10 protein-coding genes are annotated in these 15,812 nt (G+C 62.9%); 2 read left to right on the top strand and 8 right to left on the bottom strand.

Annotation, left to right across the window (positions count from 1 at the left end; genetic code table 11):
• Window positions 1-71 precede the first annotated feature (71 nt).
• A complete protein-coding gene (locus tag IFU00_07675; GenBank protein ID MBD8542154.1) occupies window positions 72-3,272 on the top strand; it encodes a PAS domain S-box protein in 3,201 nt (1,066 codons plus the stop codon).
• Between the two features lie 18 nt (window positions 3,273-3,290).
• On the opposite strand, the gene IFU00_07670 is transcribed toward IFU00_07675, so the two are convergent.
• The 8 genes from IFU00_07670 to IFU00_07635 all read right to left on the bottom strand — a co-directional run bounded on the left by IFU00_07670 (window position 3,291) and on the right by IFU00_07635 (window position 14,872).
• Entirely contained in the window at window positions 3,291-3,545 is a 255-nt protein-coding gene (locus tag IFU00_07670; protein MBD8542153.1) for a PAAR domain-containing protein, read from the bottom strand.
• A complete protein-coding gene (locus IFU00_07665; GenBank protein MBD8542152.1) occupies window positions 3,542-5,206 on the bottom strand; it encodes a sel1 repeat family protein in 1,665 nt (554 codons plus the stop codon). The genes IFU00_07670 and IFU00_07665 overlap by 4 nt, the downstream gene beginning before the upstream one ends.
• Complete coding sequence (locus IFU00_07660) at window positions 5,182-7,227, bottom strand: phospholipase (protein ID MBD8542151.1); 2,046 nt, start codon at window positions 7,225-7,227, stop codon at window positions 5,182-5,184. Before IFU00_07660 ends, IFU00_07665 begins: the two co-directional genes overlap by 25 nt.
• Before the next feature lie 27 nt (window positions 7,228-7,254).
• Window positions 7,255-9,996, bottom strand: a complete 2,742-nt coding sequence (locus tag IFU00_07655; protein MBD8542150.1) for a type VI secretion system tip protein VgrG — start codon at window positions 9,994-9,996, stop codon at window positions 7,255-7,257.
• 268 nt (window positions 9,997-10,264) lie between these two features.
• Window positions 10,265-11,854 carry a chemotaxis protein CheW gene (locus IFU00_07650; protein ID MBD8542149.1) on the bottom strand — a complete coding sequence of 530 codons (1,590 nt, stop codon included), beginning with the start codon at window positions 11,852-11,854 and terminating at the stop codon, window positions 10,265-10,267.
• On the bottom strand, window positions 11,851-12,342 hold the full coding sequence (locus IFU00_07645) for a chemotaxis protein CheD (protein MBD8542148.1): 492 nt from the start codon (window positions 12,340-12,342) through the stop codon (window positions 11,851-11,853). Before IFU00_07645 ends, IFU00_07650 begins: the two co-directional genes overlap by 4 nt.
• Window positions 12,339-13,157 carry a protein-glutamate O-methyltransferase CheR gene (locus IFU00_07640; protein MBD8542147.1) on the bottom strand — a complete coding sequence of 273 codons (819 nt, stop codon included), beginning with the start codon at window positions 13,155-13,157 and terminating at the stop codon, window positions 12,339-12,341. Before IFU00_07640 ends, IFU00_07645 begins: the two co-directional genes overlap by 4 nt.
• A gap of 17 nt (window positions 13,158-13,174) precedes the next feature.
• The gene (locus IFU00_07635; GenBank protein ID MBD8542146.1) at window positions 13,175-14,872 is read right to left on the bottom strand and encodes a PAS domain-containing methyl-accepting chemotaxis protein; all 1,698 of its coding nucleotides are present in this window, start codon (window positions 14,870-14,872) and stop codon (window positions 13,175-13,177) included.
• A 318-nt stretch (window positions 14,873-15,190) separates the two neighbouring features.
• Between IFU00_07635 and IFU00_07630 the strand changes: the two genes are divergently transcribed.
• Window positions 15,191-15,742, top strand: a complete 552-nt coding sequence (locus IFU00_07630) for a DUF11 domain-containing protein (GenBank protein ID MBD8542145.1) — start codon at window positions 15,191-15,193, stop codon at window positions 15,740-15,742.
• Window positions 15,743-15,812 lie beyond the last annotated feature (70 nt).

Raw genomic sequence — 15,812 nt, 5'->3', positions numbered from 1 at the left:
GTAATGATGCGTCACTGCTCAGCGGTCCAAGTGTAAAATACCAGCGTCCATTTTTTAGCATTTTACCCACGATGCCAGCCAGCCTGCCCTTCCTGCCCGAAATCGACGAAACCTCGCGTTTGGTCCTGGCCTACCCCTGGCAAAGCACCGATCTCGGCCCGATCGACGACTGGCCAAGCGTGCTCAAGACAACCGTCGCCCTGATCATGGCCACGCCGACGCCGATCGCCACGCTGTGGGGCCCGGACGGCTACATGATCTACAACGAGGCTTACGGGGTGATCGCAGGCGGGCGCCACCCAATGCTGCTGGGCTCGAAAGTACGCGAAGGCTGGCCGGAGGTGGCTGCGTTCAACGACAACGTGATGCGGGTCGGGCTGGCGGGCGGCACGCTGAGCTACCAGGACCAGGAACTCACACTGCACCGCGGCGGGCCGCCCGAGCAGGTCTGGATGAATCTCGACTATTCCCCGATCCGCGACGGAGATGGCGTCGTCGCCGGCGTCATGGCGGTCGTGGTCGAGACCTCCAGCAAGGTGAAGGCCGAACGCCACATCCAGGCCGAGCGCGCGCGCCTGCACACGATGTTCGAGCAGGCGCCGGGCTTCATCTGCCTGCTCGATGGCCCCGAGCACCGCTACGCGCTGGCCAACGATGCTTACCGCATCCTGACCGGCGAGCGCCCGCTGCTGGGCATGTCCGTCGCGCAGGCCGTGCCCGAACTGGCCGAGCATGGCATCGTCGAGCAGCTCGATCGCAGCTACGCCGATGGGGCGGTGTTTCGCGCCGAAGGGGTTGAACTCACGCTGAACAATCCCGGCCAGGACGGGCTGATCCGCACCTTCGTCGACTTCGTGCTGCAACCGCTGCGCGATGCCGATGGCGCCGTGTTCGCCACCTTTGTTCTCGGCAACGACGTCACCGAGCGGGTGCACGCCGAGCGCGCGCTGCGCGCGAGCGAAACGCGCTTTCGCACGTTCGCGCAGGCGATGCCGAACCACGTGTGGGCGGCGCATGACGACGGCAGCGTCGAATGGATCAACGACCGCGTGCGTGAGTACGCCGGCTGCAGCACGTCGCCCGACACAGCGCTGGGTCTGGGCTGGCAGGCGATCGTGCATCGGGACGACATGGAACGCTACCGCGCCGTGTGGCAGGCCAGCGTGGCGACGGGCGCGCCGATCGACGCCGAAATCCGACTGCGGCGCCACGACGGCCAGTACCGCTGGCATCTGGTGCGCGCCCACCGCTCCCCGGGCGAGGCTGACGAAGCATCGCTCTGGATCGGCAGCAGCATCGACATCGAAGACCAGAAGCGCGCGTCCGACGCGCTGGCACTGTCCAATGCCAGCCTGGAAGAACGGGTCGAACGCCGCACCGCCGAACGTGACCGCATGTGGCGCCTGTCGAAGGACATCATGCTGGTGGCCGACCTGCACGCCACGCTGTTCGCGGTCAATCCGGCCTTCACGGCCATCCTCGGCTGGACCGAGGCCGAGGTGCTGGGCACGCCGATGCTCGCGCTCGTGCATCCCGACGACCGCGCCGTGACGGCGCAGCAGATGGAGGCGCTGCGCCTGGGGGGCCAGATGTTCCGCTTCGAGAACCGCTGGCAGCGCAAAAACGGTTCATGGTGCAACCTGTCGTGGACCGCGTCGCCCGACCTGCAGTACGTGCACGCCGTGGGCCGCGACATCAGCGCCGACCTGGCGCAGATGGAAGTGATGCGCCGCACCGAGGCGGCGCTGCAGCAGTCGCAGAAGATGGAGACGATCGGCAAGCTCACCGGCGGCGTGGCGCATGACTTCAACAATCTGCTGCAGGTCATCGGCGGCAACCTGCAACTCATCGCACGCCGCGCCGACGGCCTGCCCGAGATCCAGAAGCGCGTCCAGAACGCGATGAGCGGCGTCGAACGGGGCGCCAAGCTAGCCAGCTCGCTGCTGTCGTTCGCGCGGCGCCAGCCGCTCGAACCCAAGGCGGTCAAGATCGGGCGCCTGCTGGGCAATATGGACGACATGATGCGGCGCGCGCTGGGCGAAGAGATCGACATCGAGATGGTGATCTCGGGTGGCCTGTGGACCACCGAGGTCGACCCGGCGCAGCTCGAGAACGCGATCCTGAACCTGGCGATCAACGCGCGCGATGCGATGGAAGGCGCCGGGCGCCTGACCCTTGAGGTGGCCAATGCGTCGCTCGACGACACCTACTGCGTGGGACACCCGGAAGTGGCGCCCGGCCAGTACTTGATGCTGGCCGTGAGCGACACCGGCAGCGGCATGCCGCAGGATGTGATCGACCAGGCCTTCGAACCATTCTTCTCGACCAAGCCCGAAGGCAAAGGCACGGGCCTGGGGCTGTCGATGGTGTATGGCCTGGTCAAGCAATCGGGCGGCCACGTCAAGATCTACAGCGAGGTCGATGAAGGCACCACGATCAAGATCTACCTGCCCCGCTCCCTGCAGGTCGAGGACCATGCGGGCGAGCCGCTGCTGCAACCGGTCACCGGCGGCCACGAGACCGTGCTGGTGGTCGAGGACGACGAGCAGGTGCGCCTGACGGTGGTCGACATGCTGACCGACCTGGGTTACCGCGTGCTGCGCGCCAACGACGCCAGCGCGGCGCTGACGGTGGTCGACAGCGGCATCCACATCGACCTGCTGTTTACCGACGTCGTGATGCCCGGACCGCTGCGCAGCCCCGAGCTGGCCAAAAAGACGCGCGAGCGCTTGCCGAACGTGGCGGTGCTGTTCACGTCAGGCTATACCGAGAACGCGATCGTGCACGGCGGCCGGCTCGACGCCGGTGTCGAACTGCTCGGCAAGCCGTACACGCGCGACAACCTGGCGCGCAAGGTGCGGCATGTGCTGTCGAACCAGCAGCAGAAGAATGCGCTGCTGGCGGCCAGTCTGCCTGCCACTGTGGCGGACCCGGTGGCGGCGAAGGCGCGGGTGCTGCTGGTGGAAGACGACGACGCCATCCGCGAGAATACGGCTGAACTGATGCGCTTTCTCGGGTACGAGGTGCTGGAAGCGGCCGATGCCGAAGCCGCGCTGGACTTGCTGGACCGGGCGCCCGACATCGTGTTGACCGACCTGCACCTGCCGAAGATGCAAGGCGATGAACTGGCCCTGAAGATCAAGGCGCGTCTGCCGCAGACGCGCATCGCGTTTGCCAGCGGGGCCAGTCAGGCCTCCAGCGTCGCGGATGCGATTCTGGCCAAGCCGTATGATGCGCAGCAGCTCGAGGCGCTGCTGGAGCGGCTGGCGTAGCTTGAAACAGCCGCCGGGTCAAAGCGATGCAATCAGCTTTGCACCGCAGGCCGTGAGGTCGTTGTTGTAGGCGTAGGCCCGCCCCATATGCCGGGCACCTTCACCGTCCGGGATGATCGCAAACCGGCCCTTGCATTTCGGGCAGAAGGTGGTATCGCCTGCTAGGGCCACTTCGGTGCCCATGACAACGGTGCCGGAGGAAACCAGAATGACCTGGCCGCCGTGATCGGTCTTGTCGTTGAGACGAATGACACTACGGCCTGCGTGTTTCATTTGTCCTCCTCCGTATGCCCGCGATCGACCTGTTGGGGCTCGATCAGATGCCAGGCAAGTTCGCTCGCATCAAGCGGCAGCATCCAGTCGCGCTTCGGATCGGGAAATGACTGCCCTGCCGTCAGCCAGCGCTGGCGCCACGCCTGATTGACTTCGTATTCCAGCGGATGCCCGGGCGCGATCCATGGCTGCCAGGTGCCCGTACGCGCGCATGCCTTGTCACCCGCACAGGTTATTGGCGGATCCAGCCGTGGGACCTGCCGCGACAGCCTGAGCGCCGTGCGCGGCGCGACCGCGCCGCCGTCGTTGTGCATCGTCAGCACGCGCTGCCAGAGCAGACCGGTGATCGCCCTGGATCCCGCGCCGTTCGTGTAACGCGGCGGCTCGAACGTTTCCCCTTTGCCGTACAGGCCGGGAGGAATTGTGGCGAGGAAAGCGCGCACCTCGCCCGCTTCCTGCGGCGCCTTCGGTTGCCAGTAGCCGGCGACGGGCGCCTGGACGGCGTCGGTGGTTTCGGAGAGGGGCCGGAACGTGTAGGCGCTGTCGAGGAAGTACCGACCTTTCCTGAGCGAGGCCTCGGTCGGCGCCGGGTTTACCGGGGCAGGCACGACGGGCATGGCGGCAGCGAGGAGGCTCTCGCGCGTGCCGTCCCATGGCGGCAGCACGGCCGGCGGCAGGGGCACGATTTTGTCCAGGTTCGGGAAGCGGCGGTCGGGGTTAAAGCTGAGTGCCGTCCCCAGCCTGTCATAACGCTCGCCTCGCGCCTTGTCGATGAAGGGCACATACATGGTTGCCAGATTGCTCGGACGGTCGAACTCGCTGCCAATGTTGTTCGAGCAAAACTCGCAGCCGCCCTTCACGCCCTCGTGCATCGCCCGCATTACGCGGTCGAAGGTTGCTCGGGATCGCTCACCCACTTGTGTGCCGTCCAGGGCCCGAGGAACAACATACATGGGTTGCATCTCTATCGCTCCTGGGCCATATCCCTGAGCTAGCGCGCATTCGAACATCTTGATCGCAATCGGGATATTGCCCCAATAACCAGGTACGAGGCCATCGGCTCCCGCATCGATCTTTTCACCGAGGAAGACCATCGCCTGCGGGTTGCCCATCTGCGCTGCCTTCTGGAAAAAAGCGTAAGCACGGTCCGTATTTCCGAACACGCCGGTTCCATTCAGATAATAAGTGCCCATCCGGTCATAAGCAGCCGGAATGCCCAGTTCCACGGCCTGCGACACCAGCCTCATCGCCGCATCCTCGCCATTTGGCGGATCCTGGCCTTCTACATACAAGCTGGCCAGGTTCAGCATCGCTTTCCAGTGATGCCGCTCGGCCGCCTGGCGTGTCAGCTGGACGATTTTCTTGTAGTCGCGGTCGTCGATGAAGATAAAACTATCTTCGAGCGTCCGCGCTTCGAGGAACCAGTCGTCCGCTTGGGCGTCGATCGGCGGCACCTTGCTCGCTTCGGTCTGGCACTCGAACGATGTGATATGCGGATCGAACGGCGGCAACGGTTGCATGTGTGGCGGAACCTTGGCTTTGTCCATATGGCAGCCCGTCATGAAAGTAAGAACGACGATCACGGTCGCCGCATTCCGGCGACCACGAGGAAGATGGATGGAACGTGCCCACATGATCAGGCGACTCGCGCGATTGAGCATCGCCCATCATCGAGCGGTACGATGAACCCTTCCATCTGCTTGTCAACCGGCTTGTTTGATCGCGCCTTCTGCCTGTCCTTGTTGAGCTTCATCAGGCTCACCCAGTCCTTGAACGTCCGTTCGATCTCTCGCGGCGTCGCATTGCCGCCGTCATTCTTTTTAGTCGCCAGCGTCGACCAGATCCGTCTTCTCAGGGCAGTTGCGTGTCGCTGGTCATTCGTGGCGAGGTTGATCTCGCTGTCGACCGCCATGCTGCGCTGATTCAGATTCGCACTACCTAGCGTGAAAAAGGAGTCATCGACCAGTAGCAACTTGGAATGAATATAGATTTCACGGTAGCGCCATGCGCGACGGGCCTCGTTGAATTCGCAGGCGTTGAGCATGGCCACGCAGACTCGCAGGCCGTACGTATTCTTGAGGATCAACTCGGACGGCTTGTCGATCCTGTTAGCAGCCACGACGACTTCCGGCAAGGGCTTTGGCGCGCTCGCCCGCCTGTCCACGGCATCCCCGAAAAAAGGCTTTGGCATCGTTCGCTCAAGTCTGGCTTGTTCATTGGTCTTGTCGATCATGTCGACCTGTTGCGTCAAGCCGCCCTGTTGTCCCAGGGGCGCCAGTGTCTCGTAGGTGCGCGGGATCATCCCTGCCGACTCCGGCGCCGGGATGACGACGAACACGTGCATCACGGGCACATCTTCACTGCCCTTGCCGATCTTCGCGCAGTTGCGATTCCATCCGGCGAGCACCGCTTTGCGGATCGCGAGCAGATGCTCAGCCCACTCCTGATACTGGAAATACTGGTTTTCCAGGTAAAGGTAGCCACCCCCGCCCGCAGCGACGCGGGTCGCGTTGAAGTAGATCTCCTTGATCGTGAAATCGTCTTCCTCGGGCTGTGTGCGGACAATCTGCACCGTCGAGTCGCCGCCGGTCGCCTTGCGCAGCAGGGCCGAGGGCGGTGTGCTGCATACGTAGGACGCTGTTTTGGCGTAAGGATTGTCTCCGTTACCGGCACGCGCCCACGCCCGTTCGAAATTCTCGTGCAATGGTATCAGCGCCCTGCCACCGTCGATCCGGCAGGCGTAATCGCGCAGCGGCTTGAGCGTTTCGAAATCGTGAACGCCGTCCACGCCCTGTGTTTTCTCTTTCAGCGTATTGACCTCTCCGTGTTCGCGCAATAAATTGTCGACGCCATGCTCCTCGGTGTCCCAATAGCCGGTCATGGAATTGAGTCCCATGACATAACCGACGGCCTTTTCGCCCTGCTTGTAGTTGAAATCGATCAGTACCGGCTTCTGGTGGTGGGTTCCGTGATGCTCCAGCAAATAACTCTCGCTGAAATCGGGTCGTCCCCGCTCGTGACCGAGCGATTTTTCGTTGCTATTGCAGTCCCCATCGCGCAGGCGAATGCTGATGCCCCTGAGCAGATTCTTGAATGCCGCGCGATACCAGCTGCAGCAGTACTCCTCCTTCGCCATTGCGCCCAACTCGTCGCCCGAAATCATCCATTTTTTTTGATGGCGATGCTCACGCGCATGCTCACGAATCATTTCCAGACTCGTCTTGGCATGCAGTTGTTGGCCGACCAGATCGCTTTTCTGCGTATGCCAGGGTGAAGTGCCGTGGGTATGGCCCGGCATGTGTTTCTGTTTTTTTCCGCCGATCCAGCTATACCAGATCAACAAGCGAACACTTACGCCCCGCCGTCCGGCCGCGATCAACAGATCGCCATAGGTGTCGGCCCGTGGCCAGATGTACCCATTTCGGTTCAGCTCCATTCCGGGATCGAAGCCCCAGCACACCAGATCGATGCTTTCCTTCGCCTCGGCGATGTCTTTGGCGATTGCGGCGAAACCCTCCTTGCCGCAGACCAGGAGCCTTAGCCGATTGTTGTGGGTGATCGGATGGGTGGCGCTTCCCTTCTTGTTCCTGACTTCCGCGAACCACTGAACGGTCGAATTCGCATGGCAGCTGACTTCGTTGATGTGCACCTGCTCGGTTCGCAGATAAGTTTCGGCGCTCATGTCGTTTCCTGTTCTGTTCATGAAAAGTCAGGTTGGGGTGCGGCCATCCGCCGAACCATCAAGCGCGCGTGCGCCCTGACTCGACAAGGACTGTTCGGTGTACAAAGCGTGGTTCGTCGAATCGAACTTCTCCGAGGCTGCCAGATCGTAGCGATCACCATTGGCCAGCTCGACCGAGTAAGCCTGCGTTCCTTTTGTATGCTTGATGGCGATACGACCGAGGTCATCGGTGATGCCTTCGTCGAACCGGCTGCCGTTCTTGAACAGCTTGTACGGCATGTTGGCGATTGGGCGGCCGCTGTCACGATGCGTTTGCAGCGTCAACACGAGCTGTTTCGGATCTTCGGGCGTGGCCGCCTCGTCGATGTTGGTCTTGTGCTCCTGCGATGGCTGCGGCCGGTTCTGGGGCGCGAGCGTTTCCAGGTTGCCGTGAAAGAGCGTCGGCTTCGGCGCGAATACCTGCATGCGGTCGGTGATTTCAACCATGGCGCCGGGGCCGTGCAGCCGTACCCCCTTCCTTCCCCGGATATCGACCCAGTCGGATTGGCTGATCAGCGCCAGCACCTTGTCTGCGATCACCTTAATGTCGTCGTCATGCGCCTGCACGGTGATCTTTCCGGCGGCGGCAATGAACTTCATGCCCGCTTTATGCACGAACAGACGCAGTGTCTGCCTTATGCTCGCGTAGAGGCTGTCACCAGCTGCGATCGACAGGTTGTGGCCGGCCGTCAGCGCGGTGTGCTCGCCGCTGGCAATATGGGTCGACCTGGTCGAGACCAATTCAATTCCGGCCGGGCTGGACAAAACAAGATGTGGCTCCGCAAGCTCCGGGAACTGTTCGCCTGCGCCCCGTATCGCATCGTTTTGCGCTTTGAGCACATCGGCGACGCTGTGCTGCTGTCCATTGTCCTGCGCAAATCCCTTCAATGCGGACGTCGCCTGAGCGTCGTGCAATGCCTGTGCGGCATCCAGCTGCCTTACCGTTTCGCCCATTTCCTTGACAGTCCCGCAGGCAGCCTGCCGCACCTCGGTCGTGATCAACAGACCCTTGGCCGCGCGCGCCACACCATGCCCGTCGGTACGAAGTTCCCACCCTTCTCCACGCCTGTCCCTGCGCCCACGATGGTCTTCGATGCGCGTGATGAGGCCCAGTGAAAGCTGGCTATGCTGATGATCGCTTCTGAGCTGCGCCTGGATCTCGCCGCTCGTGTCGTCAAGGATCAGGTGATTGCCGCGCCCGTCCGCAGAACTGACCCCGGATCCCAGCTCGCGGCTGCGCAGGCCCGTCAACGCGCGCTGCCCGGGCACATCCCACGGCGGCATGTTACTGCCGTTAAAGACCGCCCCTGTGATGATCGGGCGGTCCGGACAACCGTCCAGCCACTGGACGACAACCTCCGTACCCACCCTGGGAATCGCTGCCGCGCCAAATTCTGCGCCCGCCCAGGCGCTTGACACACGGATCCAGGCGGAACTACGGTCATCGTTGCTGCCCCTGCGATCCCAATGAAATTGCACGCGTACCCTGCCGTAATCATCCGTGCAGATACTGTCCTGGCCAGGGTCACCCACGACGATCGCCGTCTGCGGCGCGAGAATCCGTGTCTCCGCGCTGTTGAAATGCCGCCCCGGTCGCCAGGGGACGGATCTGGCGGAGCATGTCGCCCAGTTACGATAGGAGACCTTTTTTTCCACCGTTTGCAGATAGTTGTTCGTCGCAGTATGGCGTACCGAAATAATCAGAAACTCGTCCTTCCCGGGCCTGCTCGCCTCGCGCGTTATACCGTAATTGAAATGGCCCAGCAGACGGAACCAGCGGCCCGGCATCAGGAAGCGATTGTTGCCCCTGGCATCGATATGCTTGGCGATGGCTTCTACTTCTTCCATGCGAACGAGGCTGAGCGCATTCCCGTGATTCCAGTCCTTGAAACCGTAAGCGCCAGCATATCCATATGATTCGATCAATGGCACCAGGCCCTGCTTGCTCACCGTTGGCGTCGTGACGCTGCGCGGTCTCGCATTTTTGAAATTAAAACTGTTCAGCGCGACGCTTGAAACCGCAACATGCCTTACCTGCGACCAGTAATCGATGGCATCTTCTTCCAGTGCATTACCTTCTCCGTGAAAGCGCACGTCGGCACCACCGTCGATCGGCGACGCCAGTGTGGAATTGCAGCCAATGATCAGCGTGTGACCAGCAGCGTCGTGCTCATACCAGTAGTACCACCCAGCGTCTTCCCAGCGCCGGCTCAGGTAATTGAAGTCGCTTTCGTTGAACTGGCAGGCATCGTGCATCACCGGATCCTGCGCCGTCACGCGCCATTCCCAGCGCGACAACACGCCATAGTCGCGAAAGATGTCATCGGCCTGCGCTCGCAAGCGCATGCCATGAAACAGATAGCTGTCATTGCGCAGTGCCAGGAATTTCAGCCACGGGCCAAGGATGGCTTCATAGAAAGTGACGCCACCATCGCATCGGCAACGACGGAAGCTGAACAAGTAGCCAGAAAAATAGCGCAGGCTGCCATCTTGGCGCACGAGTTCGATATTCAGCAATTTTGCCAACATATCCTTGAGCGCGATATTGGGATCATCGGCCAGCAACTCGACCGTAAAAACGAAATCCCGCGACAGGTATTCCTCTGCATCGATCCGGTTCACCAGGAATTGGGCGCGCGGTGCATCGTCGTTCGGAAACGAAAGGCGCAGGATTCGATTGTGCTGCTGATCGTGCAAGAGGTCTTGAAACGCGCGGCGATCGATAGCCATGTGTGGTCCTGGGATGGGAGGAATGAACTCCCTGCAGCGAACGCGACAGAAAAAGTTCAGCCGCTACACTACGCTGATGCCGCCAGATCAAAGTTGACTAACGTCAATGTGCTGTTTTGCGTTTGCTCCACAGCGCCACAATGCGTTATTGAGCAACTTGATTGACCAAAAGCGTTGCTGGGCATCATGGCAAGCTGCGAGGTTGCTTTTGCGTGCACAAGAAAAAATGGCCCCGCGGGGCCATTGAATCAGCTGGAGGGCGCGCAGCTCAATGCACCGCGCCCAATTGCTGGCGCAGCGTGACGATGAACTTCTCCTTGTCGAACAGCGTCAGCACGTCCTCGCGCCCGTCGATGCCGGGCACTTCGAGCACTTCGGCGCTGTCCTGGCGCATGTCTTGCGGACCGTTTACGCGCAGCAGTTGCGGCGATGGGCGGCGCTGGGTGTCCGGCAGCGACAGGATGGTGTCGACGCGGTCGACGATCAGGCCGAAGCGCTCGCCGTCGTGCTCGAGCACCAGGATGCGGCGCGCGGCATCGGTCGCCGGCGCGGCCGCCAAGGGTGCCATGCCGTACAACAGGCGCAGGTCGATCACGCACACCATCTGCTGGCGCACCTGCAGCATGCCGTGCACGCAGGCCGGCATCCCGGGCGGGCGGGTGACGGCGCCGTCGAAATCGACGATCTCGCGTACCTGGCTGATGTCGGCGGCCCAGCCTGTATCGAGCGAAAACGCCAGGTATACGTGGCGCGCGCCGGTCATCTTGCGGGCAGCGCAGGCAGCGCTGGCTTCTTGTGCATACAGGCGGCGATGGCCGGCGCAGATGTCGCTCACCTCGGACTCCGAGAATAGATGGTCATGGGCCAGGAACAGGCTGTCGCCCAGTTCGGCGTTGGGCAGGCAGCCGCGGTACATCGCGCCGCGCGCGGTGCCCAGCAGCGGAATGGGCAGGATGTCGGTGTCGAAGTACGGGCGGATGTCGTCGACCGCATCGACCAGCAGGCCCAGTTGCTCGTCGCCGATGCGCACGATCAGGACGCGTGCATCAAGCGGCTCGGACTGCGACGGACCGCAACCGAGCAGCGCGCCGAAGTCGACCACGCCGACCGGCACGCCGCGCAGGTTCAGCCAGCCCTTGCACAGGCGGCCCACCATCACCGACGGCAGCAGTTCGGGCACGCGCATGATCTCCTGGATCGCTTCCATCGCCAGCGCAACGCGCAGGCCGCCGACGGTAAACGAGATGCACTTGCGGCCCTGCGCCTGGCGCAGGAAGCGCATGCGCCAGGCGTCGCGCGCCACGCTGGCATGGGCGCGTACCTGGGGCACGTTATCGATCCGCACCAGCGCATCGGCATCGAGCAGCTGCAGCACGCGCGCGCCATCGGCCAGCGTGATCGTGCCGGCGATGACGCCGCGCGCAGTGTCCTGTTGCCAGTGCAGGCCGGCGCGTTGCTCGGGCCGCACGCGCAGCACTTCGCCGGTGGCGTCGAACACGAGGCCGACCTGGATGTCGTCGACGTCGATGATCACCACGCGCTGCTCGCCCGTCACACCAGGTGCAGCAGGATCGAAGATGCGGCCCAGGTTGAGCAGCGGAATCGCCGCGCCGCGCAGTGTGAAGATGCCCTCCAGGCAGCGCGGCGACAGCGGGATCGGCGTGATCCGCGCCGGCATGCCCACCACTTCGCGCACGTTCAATGCCGGCAGCGCGAACTCCTGCCCGGCCAGGAAGAACGTGCCCATCACTTCCATGCCGGCCGCTTCGCGCAGCACGCGCGCCGCCCCGGCCATCTGTTGTTCGATGGCCGTCACGGCCGCGTGCACATCTGTCATCGTTGCAGTGTCCGTATTCATGCCGCCAGCGCCTCCTGTTCGCGCGCGATGCGCACCACGCTGAACGTCTGTTGATCGCAATCGATCGACAGGCGCCGGCCCTGCGAGCCGCCCACGTCCTGGAAACGCACCTGCAGACCGCGCAGCGACAGTTGCGAGCGGGCCGCTTCGATATTGCGCGTGCCGACCGCGCCGCCCACCGGGCGCAGGTTCAGCATGCGCGCACCGCCGGCGATGACGACGTCGACTTCGTCGTACTGCTCGCGCCGCACGCCCATCATTGCCAGCAGACGCGGCACGGCCGCGCTGACGTAACGGGCCGAGCCCTCCCCGGCTTCCACGCCATCGGGCAGGAAGCAGTGCGCCAGGCCGCAGCGGCCCTGCTTGCGCCAGATCATGCCGATCCCGACGCAGGAGCCGAGCAGCGCGGTCAGAACCTGGTGGCCGTGGCCGATCTGCATCTGGCCGGACAAGACATGCGACATGTGGCTCAGGCTTTGCATACTCATGATGGTTCTCCGCCAATACGATAAACATGGGCCTGCTCGAACGCGAACGCGGTCTGCAGGCGGGTGATGGATTCCTGTTCACCCAGGACCAGGCGGGCGTCGGGCCGCATCGCGGCCCGGGCGCCGGCCAGCACCTGCTGCTGGTGCTCGGCGTCGAAATAGATCAGCACATTGCGCAGCATGACGAGGTCGAACGCGGCGCCCTGTGGCGGGCGGCCCAGCAGATTGTGCTGGTCGAAGCGCACGTGCTGCGCGACTGCCGGATCGACTTTCACGCCATCGCCATGCGCGACCAGGTACTTGCGAAACAGGGCCGGGCGATCGGCCTCGAAGCGTTCCACGCTGCGGCCGCGGTAGGCGCCGGCGCGCGCCGTGGCCAGCGCCGCATGCGAGATGTCGGTGCCCAGGATCTCGAAGCGCAGGCCGGGTGCATGCGCCTGGTATTCGAGGCAGCTCATGGCCAGCGAATAGGCTTCTTCACCGGTGGCTGCAGCGGCCGACCAGATGCGCAGCGGCGCGGCGAAGTTCTGCGCCGCGAACGCCGGCAGGAACGTCTCCGACAGCCAGGCCCAGACAGCAGGCGTGCGGAAGAACACCGTGTCGTTGGTGGTCACCGAGTCGATGAACGAAGTGACCTCGGTGCGATCGCTGGCCAGGCGCTCGATATAGCCGGCCCACGAGGCGATGCCCAGCGCGCGCAGGCGCGGCAGCAGGCGCCCCTGCAGCAGGACGCGCTTGTGCTCGTTCATCGCGATGCCCGTGTGCTGGCGCACCAGGGCGATCAGGGCGGAGAGATGGTCGTCGCGCAGTTCCATGGCCGTTTCCTCGTGCTTCAGACCACGAAGCGGGCGACAGTGTTGTTCAGGTGAGTGGCGTGCTCGTTCAGGCCCTCGGTCGAACGGGCGATGCTGTCGCACGAACCGGCCGACCGCTCGGTCTCCTGGGCGATGTAGAGGATCGCGGCCGAGACTTCCTTGGCCGTGAGCGACTGCTCGCTGGCGCTGTCGGAGATCTCGGCAATCGCCAGCGAGGTCTTGCCGACGCCGCTGGTGATGCGGTCGAACGCTTCGCTGGCCTGGCGCGAGATTTCGCTGCCCTGCGCCACGCGGCGCACCGATTCGTTGATCAGCTTCGAGATTTCCTTGGTCGCCTGCGACGAACGCTCGGCCAGCTTGCGCACTTCGTCGGCCACGACCGAAAAGCCCAGGCCGTGCTCACCGGCGCGCGCTGCTTCGATGGCCGCATTGAAGGCGAGCATATTGGTCTGGCCGGCGATCTCGCCGATGACCTTGACGATCTCGCCAATGTCTTCGGACGACTGGTTGATCATCGCCATCGCTTCGATCGAGCGGGCAATCGCCTTGGCGCCGATCTCGGCTTCGTCACGGGTCGACTGGGCCAGGCTGTTGGCTTCCTGCGTGCTGCGGGCGATCGTGTTGATCGAGGCGGTCAAGCCGTCGACCGACGCGTTCATCTGTTCGACCGTCGCGCCCAGTGCCTGGGCGCTGGCAGCCACCGTGTTGGAGCGCTCGGCGATCGTGCGCGACGACACATTGAGCTTGCCGGCGGCCGAGACGGCATCGCCGATCACGCTGCGCAGGTCGCCGATCATCTTCATCACGCCGCGCCCCAGTTCGTCTAGCGGCTCGGTGCCACTGGTATCGATCGTGCCGGTCAGGTCGCCGGCCGAGGCGCGCGCCACCTGTTCGAGCAGCAGACCGACCTTGCGGCGCTCGTCTTCGGCGCGCTGGACGGCAGCTTCTTCGAGCAGCACCTGCGCGGTGATGTCGGTGGCAAATTTGACGACTTTGACCGGCTTGCCGTTGGCGTCGAAGATCGGGTTGTAGGTCGCCTGGATCCACACGGTCTTGCCGTTGTTGCCGTGGCGCTTGTAGCGGCCGGCGTCGAATTCGCCGCGATTGAGCTTGCCCCAGAAGCGGCGATAGGCCGCGCTCGACGCGTATTCGTCGTCACAGAACACGCGGTGGTGTTCGCCGCGCACGTCCTCCAGCGCGTAGTCGAGCAGGTCGAGGAAGTTGGCATTGGCATCGAGCAGGACCCCGCTCATGTCGAATTCGACCACGGCCTGCGCGCGGCCGATTGCCGACACGAGGCCGGTGGTTTCAGCAGCGCGGATTTTCTCGGCCGTGATGTCGGTGGCGAACTTGATGATCTTGGCGACGCGCCCCGAGCTGTCCTTGACCGGATTGTAGGATGCATTGATCCAGAATTCGCGCCCGCCCTTGGCGATGCGCTTGTATTCGGCGCGGTCCGCCTTGCCGGCGCCCAGGTCTTGCCAGAAACGGGCATAGGCCGGCGAATCGATCAGCTCGCGCTCGCAGAACATCGAGTGATGACGCCCCGCCAGCTCGGCGTCCGTATAGCCCGTCACGCTCAGGAAGTTGTCGTTGGCGCGCAGGATGTTGCCATTCAAATCGAATTCGACGATGGCCTGGGCGCCGTCGAGCGCCGAATAGATCGCACGCAGGTCTTGCAGCGCATCAGGCGATTCCAGATAGATCGTTTCCATAAATTCAGTGAGATAGGTGGATAAGACGCTGCGGGCGACGACGCAACGGGTGCATGTCTCCATCATGCGTCATTTCGCACAAACAGTAAATCCAGCAAAGTCAGAGTATTGATTCGGCCTGAATTTTGTTGCCTCAAAACAACGGCAAAAGCTATTTCAGGTTAGCGCTCCCCATTTTTCGCACCAGCACGGGGACAAAAATCATGTTCAACATGTTCCTTCGGCGCAACCAAACCAGTCAAAACGAAATATTTTTCTTGAGAAATTCAGCAAAGACGATAAAATTCCTCACATCAACAATCCAGTAAAAACGAAACCATGACCACTTCCAACCAATACCGTTTGACTGCAACGAATCCCCTGCTGATGCGCATCGTGATGATCCTGCTGTTCTGGATCACGGTCCTGGCCGGCACGAAGGTGTTCGCTGCCGATGCGCAGGCGGTCGATGTCCGCCTGCAAGCGTTCCAGGTCGTGACCCAGGACAAGGGCGGCGAAAAGCTGGTGCCTGCTACCGAAGCGAACCCTGGCGACACCATCGAATACCAGGTGACCTACCAGAACCACGGCAAGTCGATCGCAAAGGCAGTGGCGGCAACGCTGCCGGTACCGGAAGGCGCGATGGTCTACCTCGACGGCAGCGCTGCCCCGAAAGCGGTCCAGGCCAGTCTCGACGGCAAACAGTTCAGTCCCCTGCCCCTGACCCGTGAAGTCAATCGCAACGGTCGCCGGACAATCGAACCGGTACCACCCGAGCAATACCGCTTCCTGCGCTGGGAACTGGGCGATCTCGCGCCCGGCAAGGCCGCCACCGTGACATCGCGCATGCGTGTCGGTGTCCCGCCGTCGTCCAGGCTCGCACGCTCCTGACCATTTGATTTCCTGACGTTTCGGCGTCGCTCTGCAACACTGCGCCAATAGTTGCCTTTTTATTAACATA

This window comes from Oxalobacteraceae sp. CFBP 8761, from assembly GCA_014841595.1.
Lineage (GTDB): Bacteria > Pseudomonadota > Gammaproteobacteria > Burkholderiales > Burkholderiaceae_D > Telluria.
This window is presented reverse-complemented; position numbering and strand designations above follow the sequence as displayed.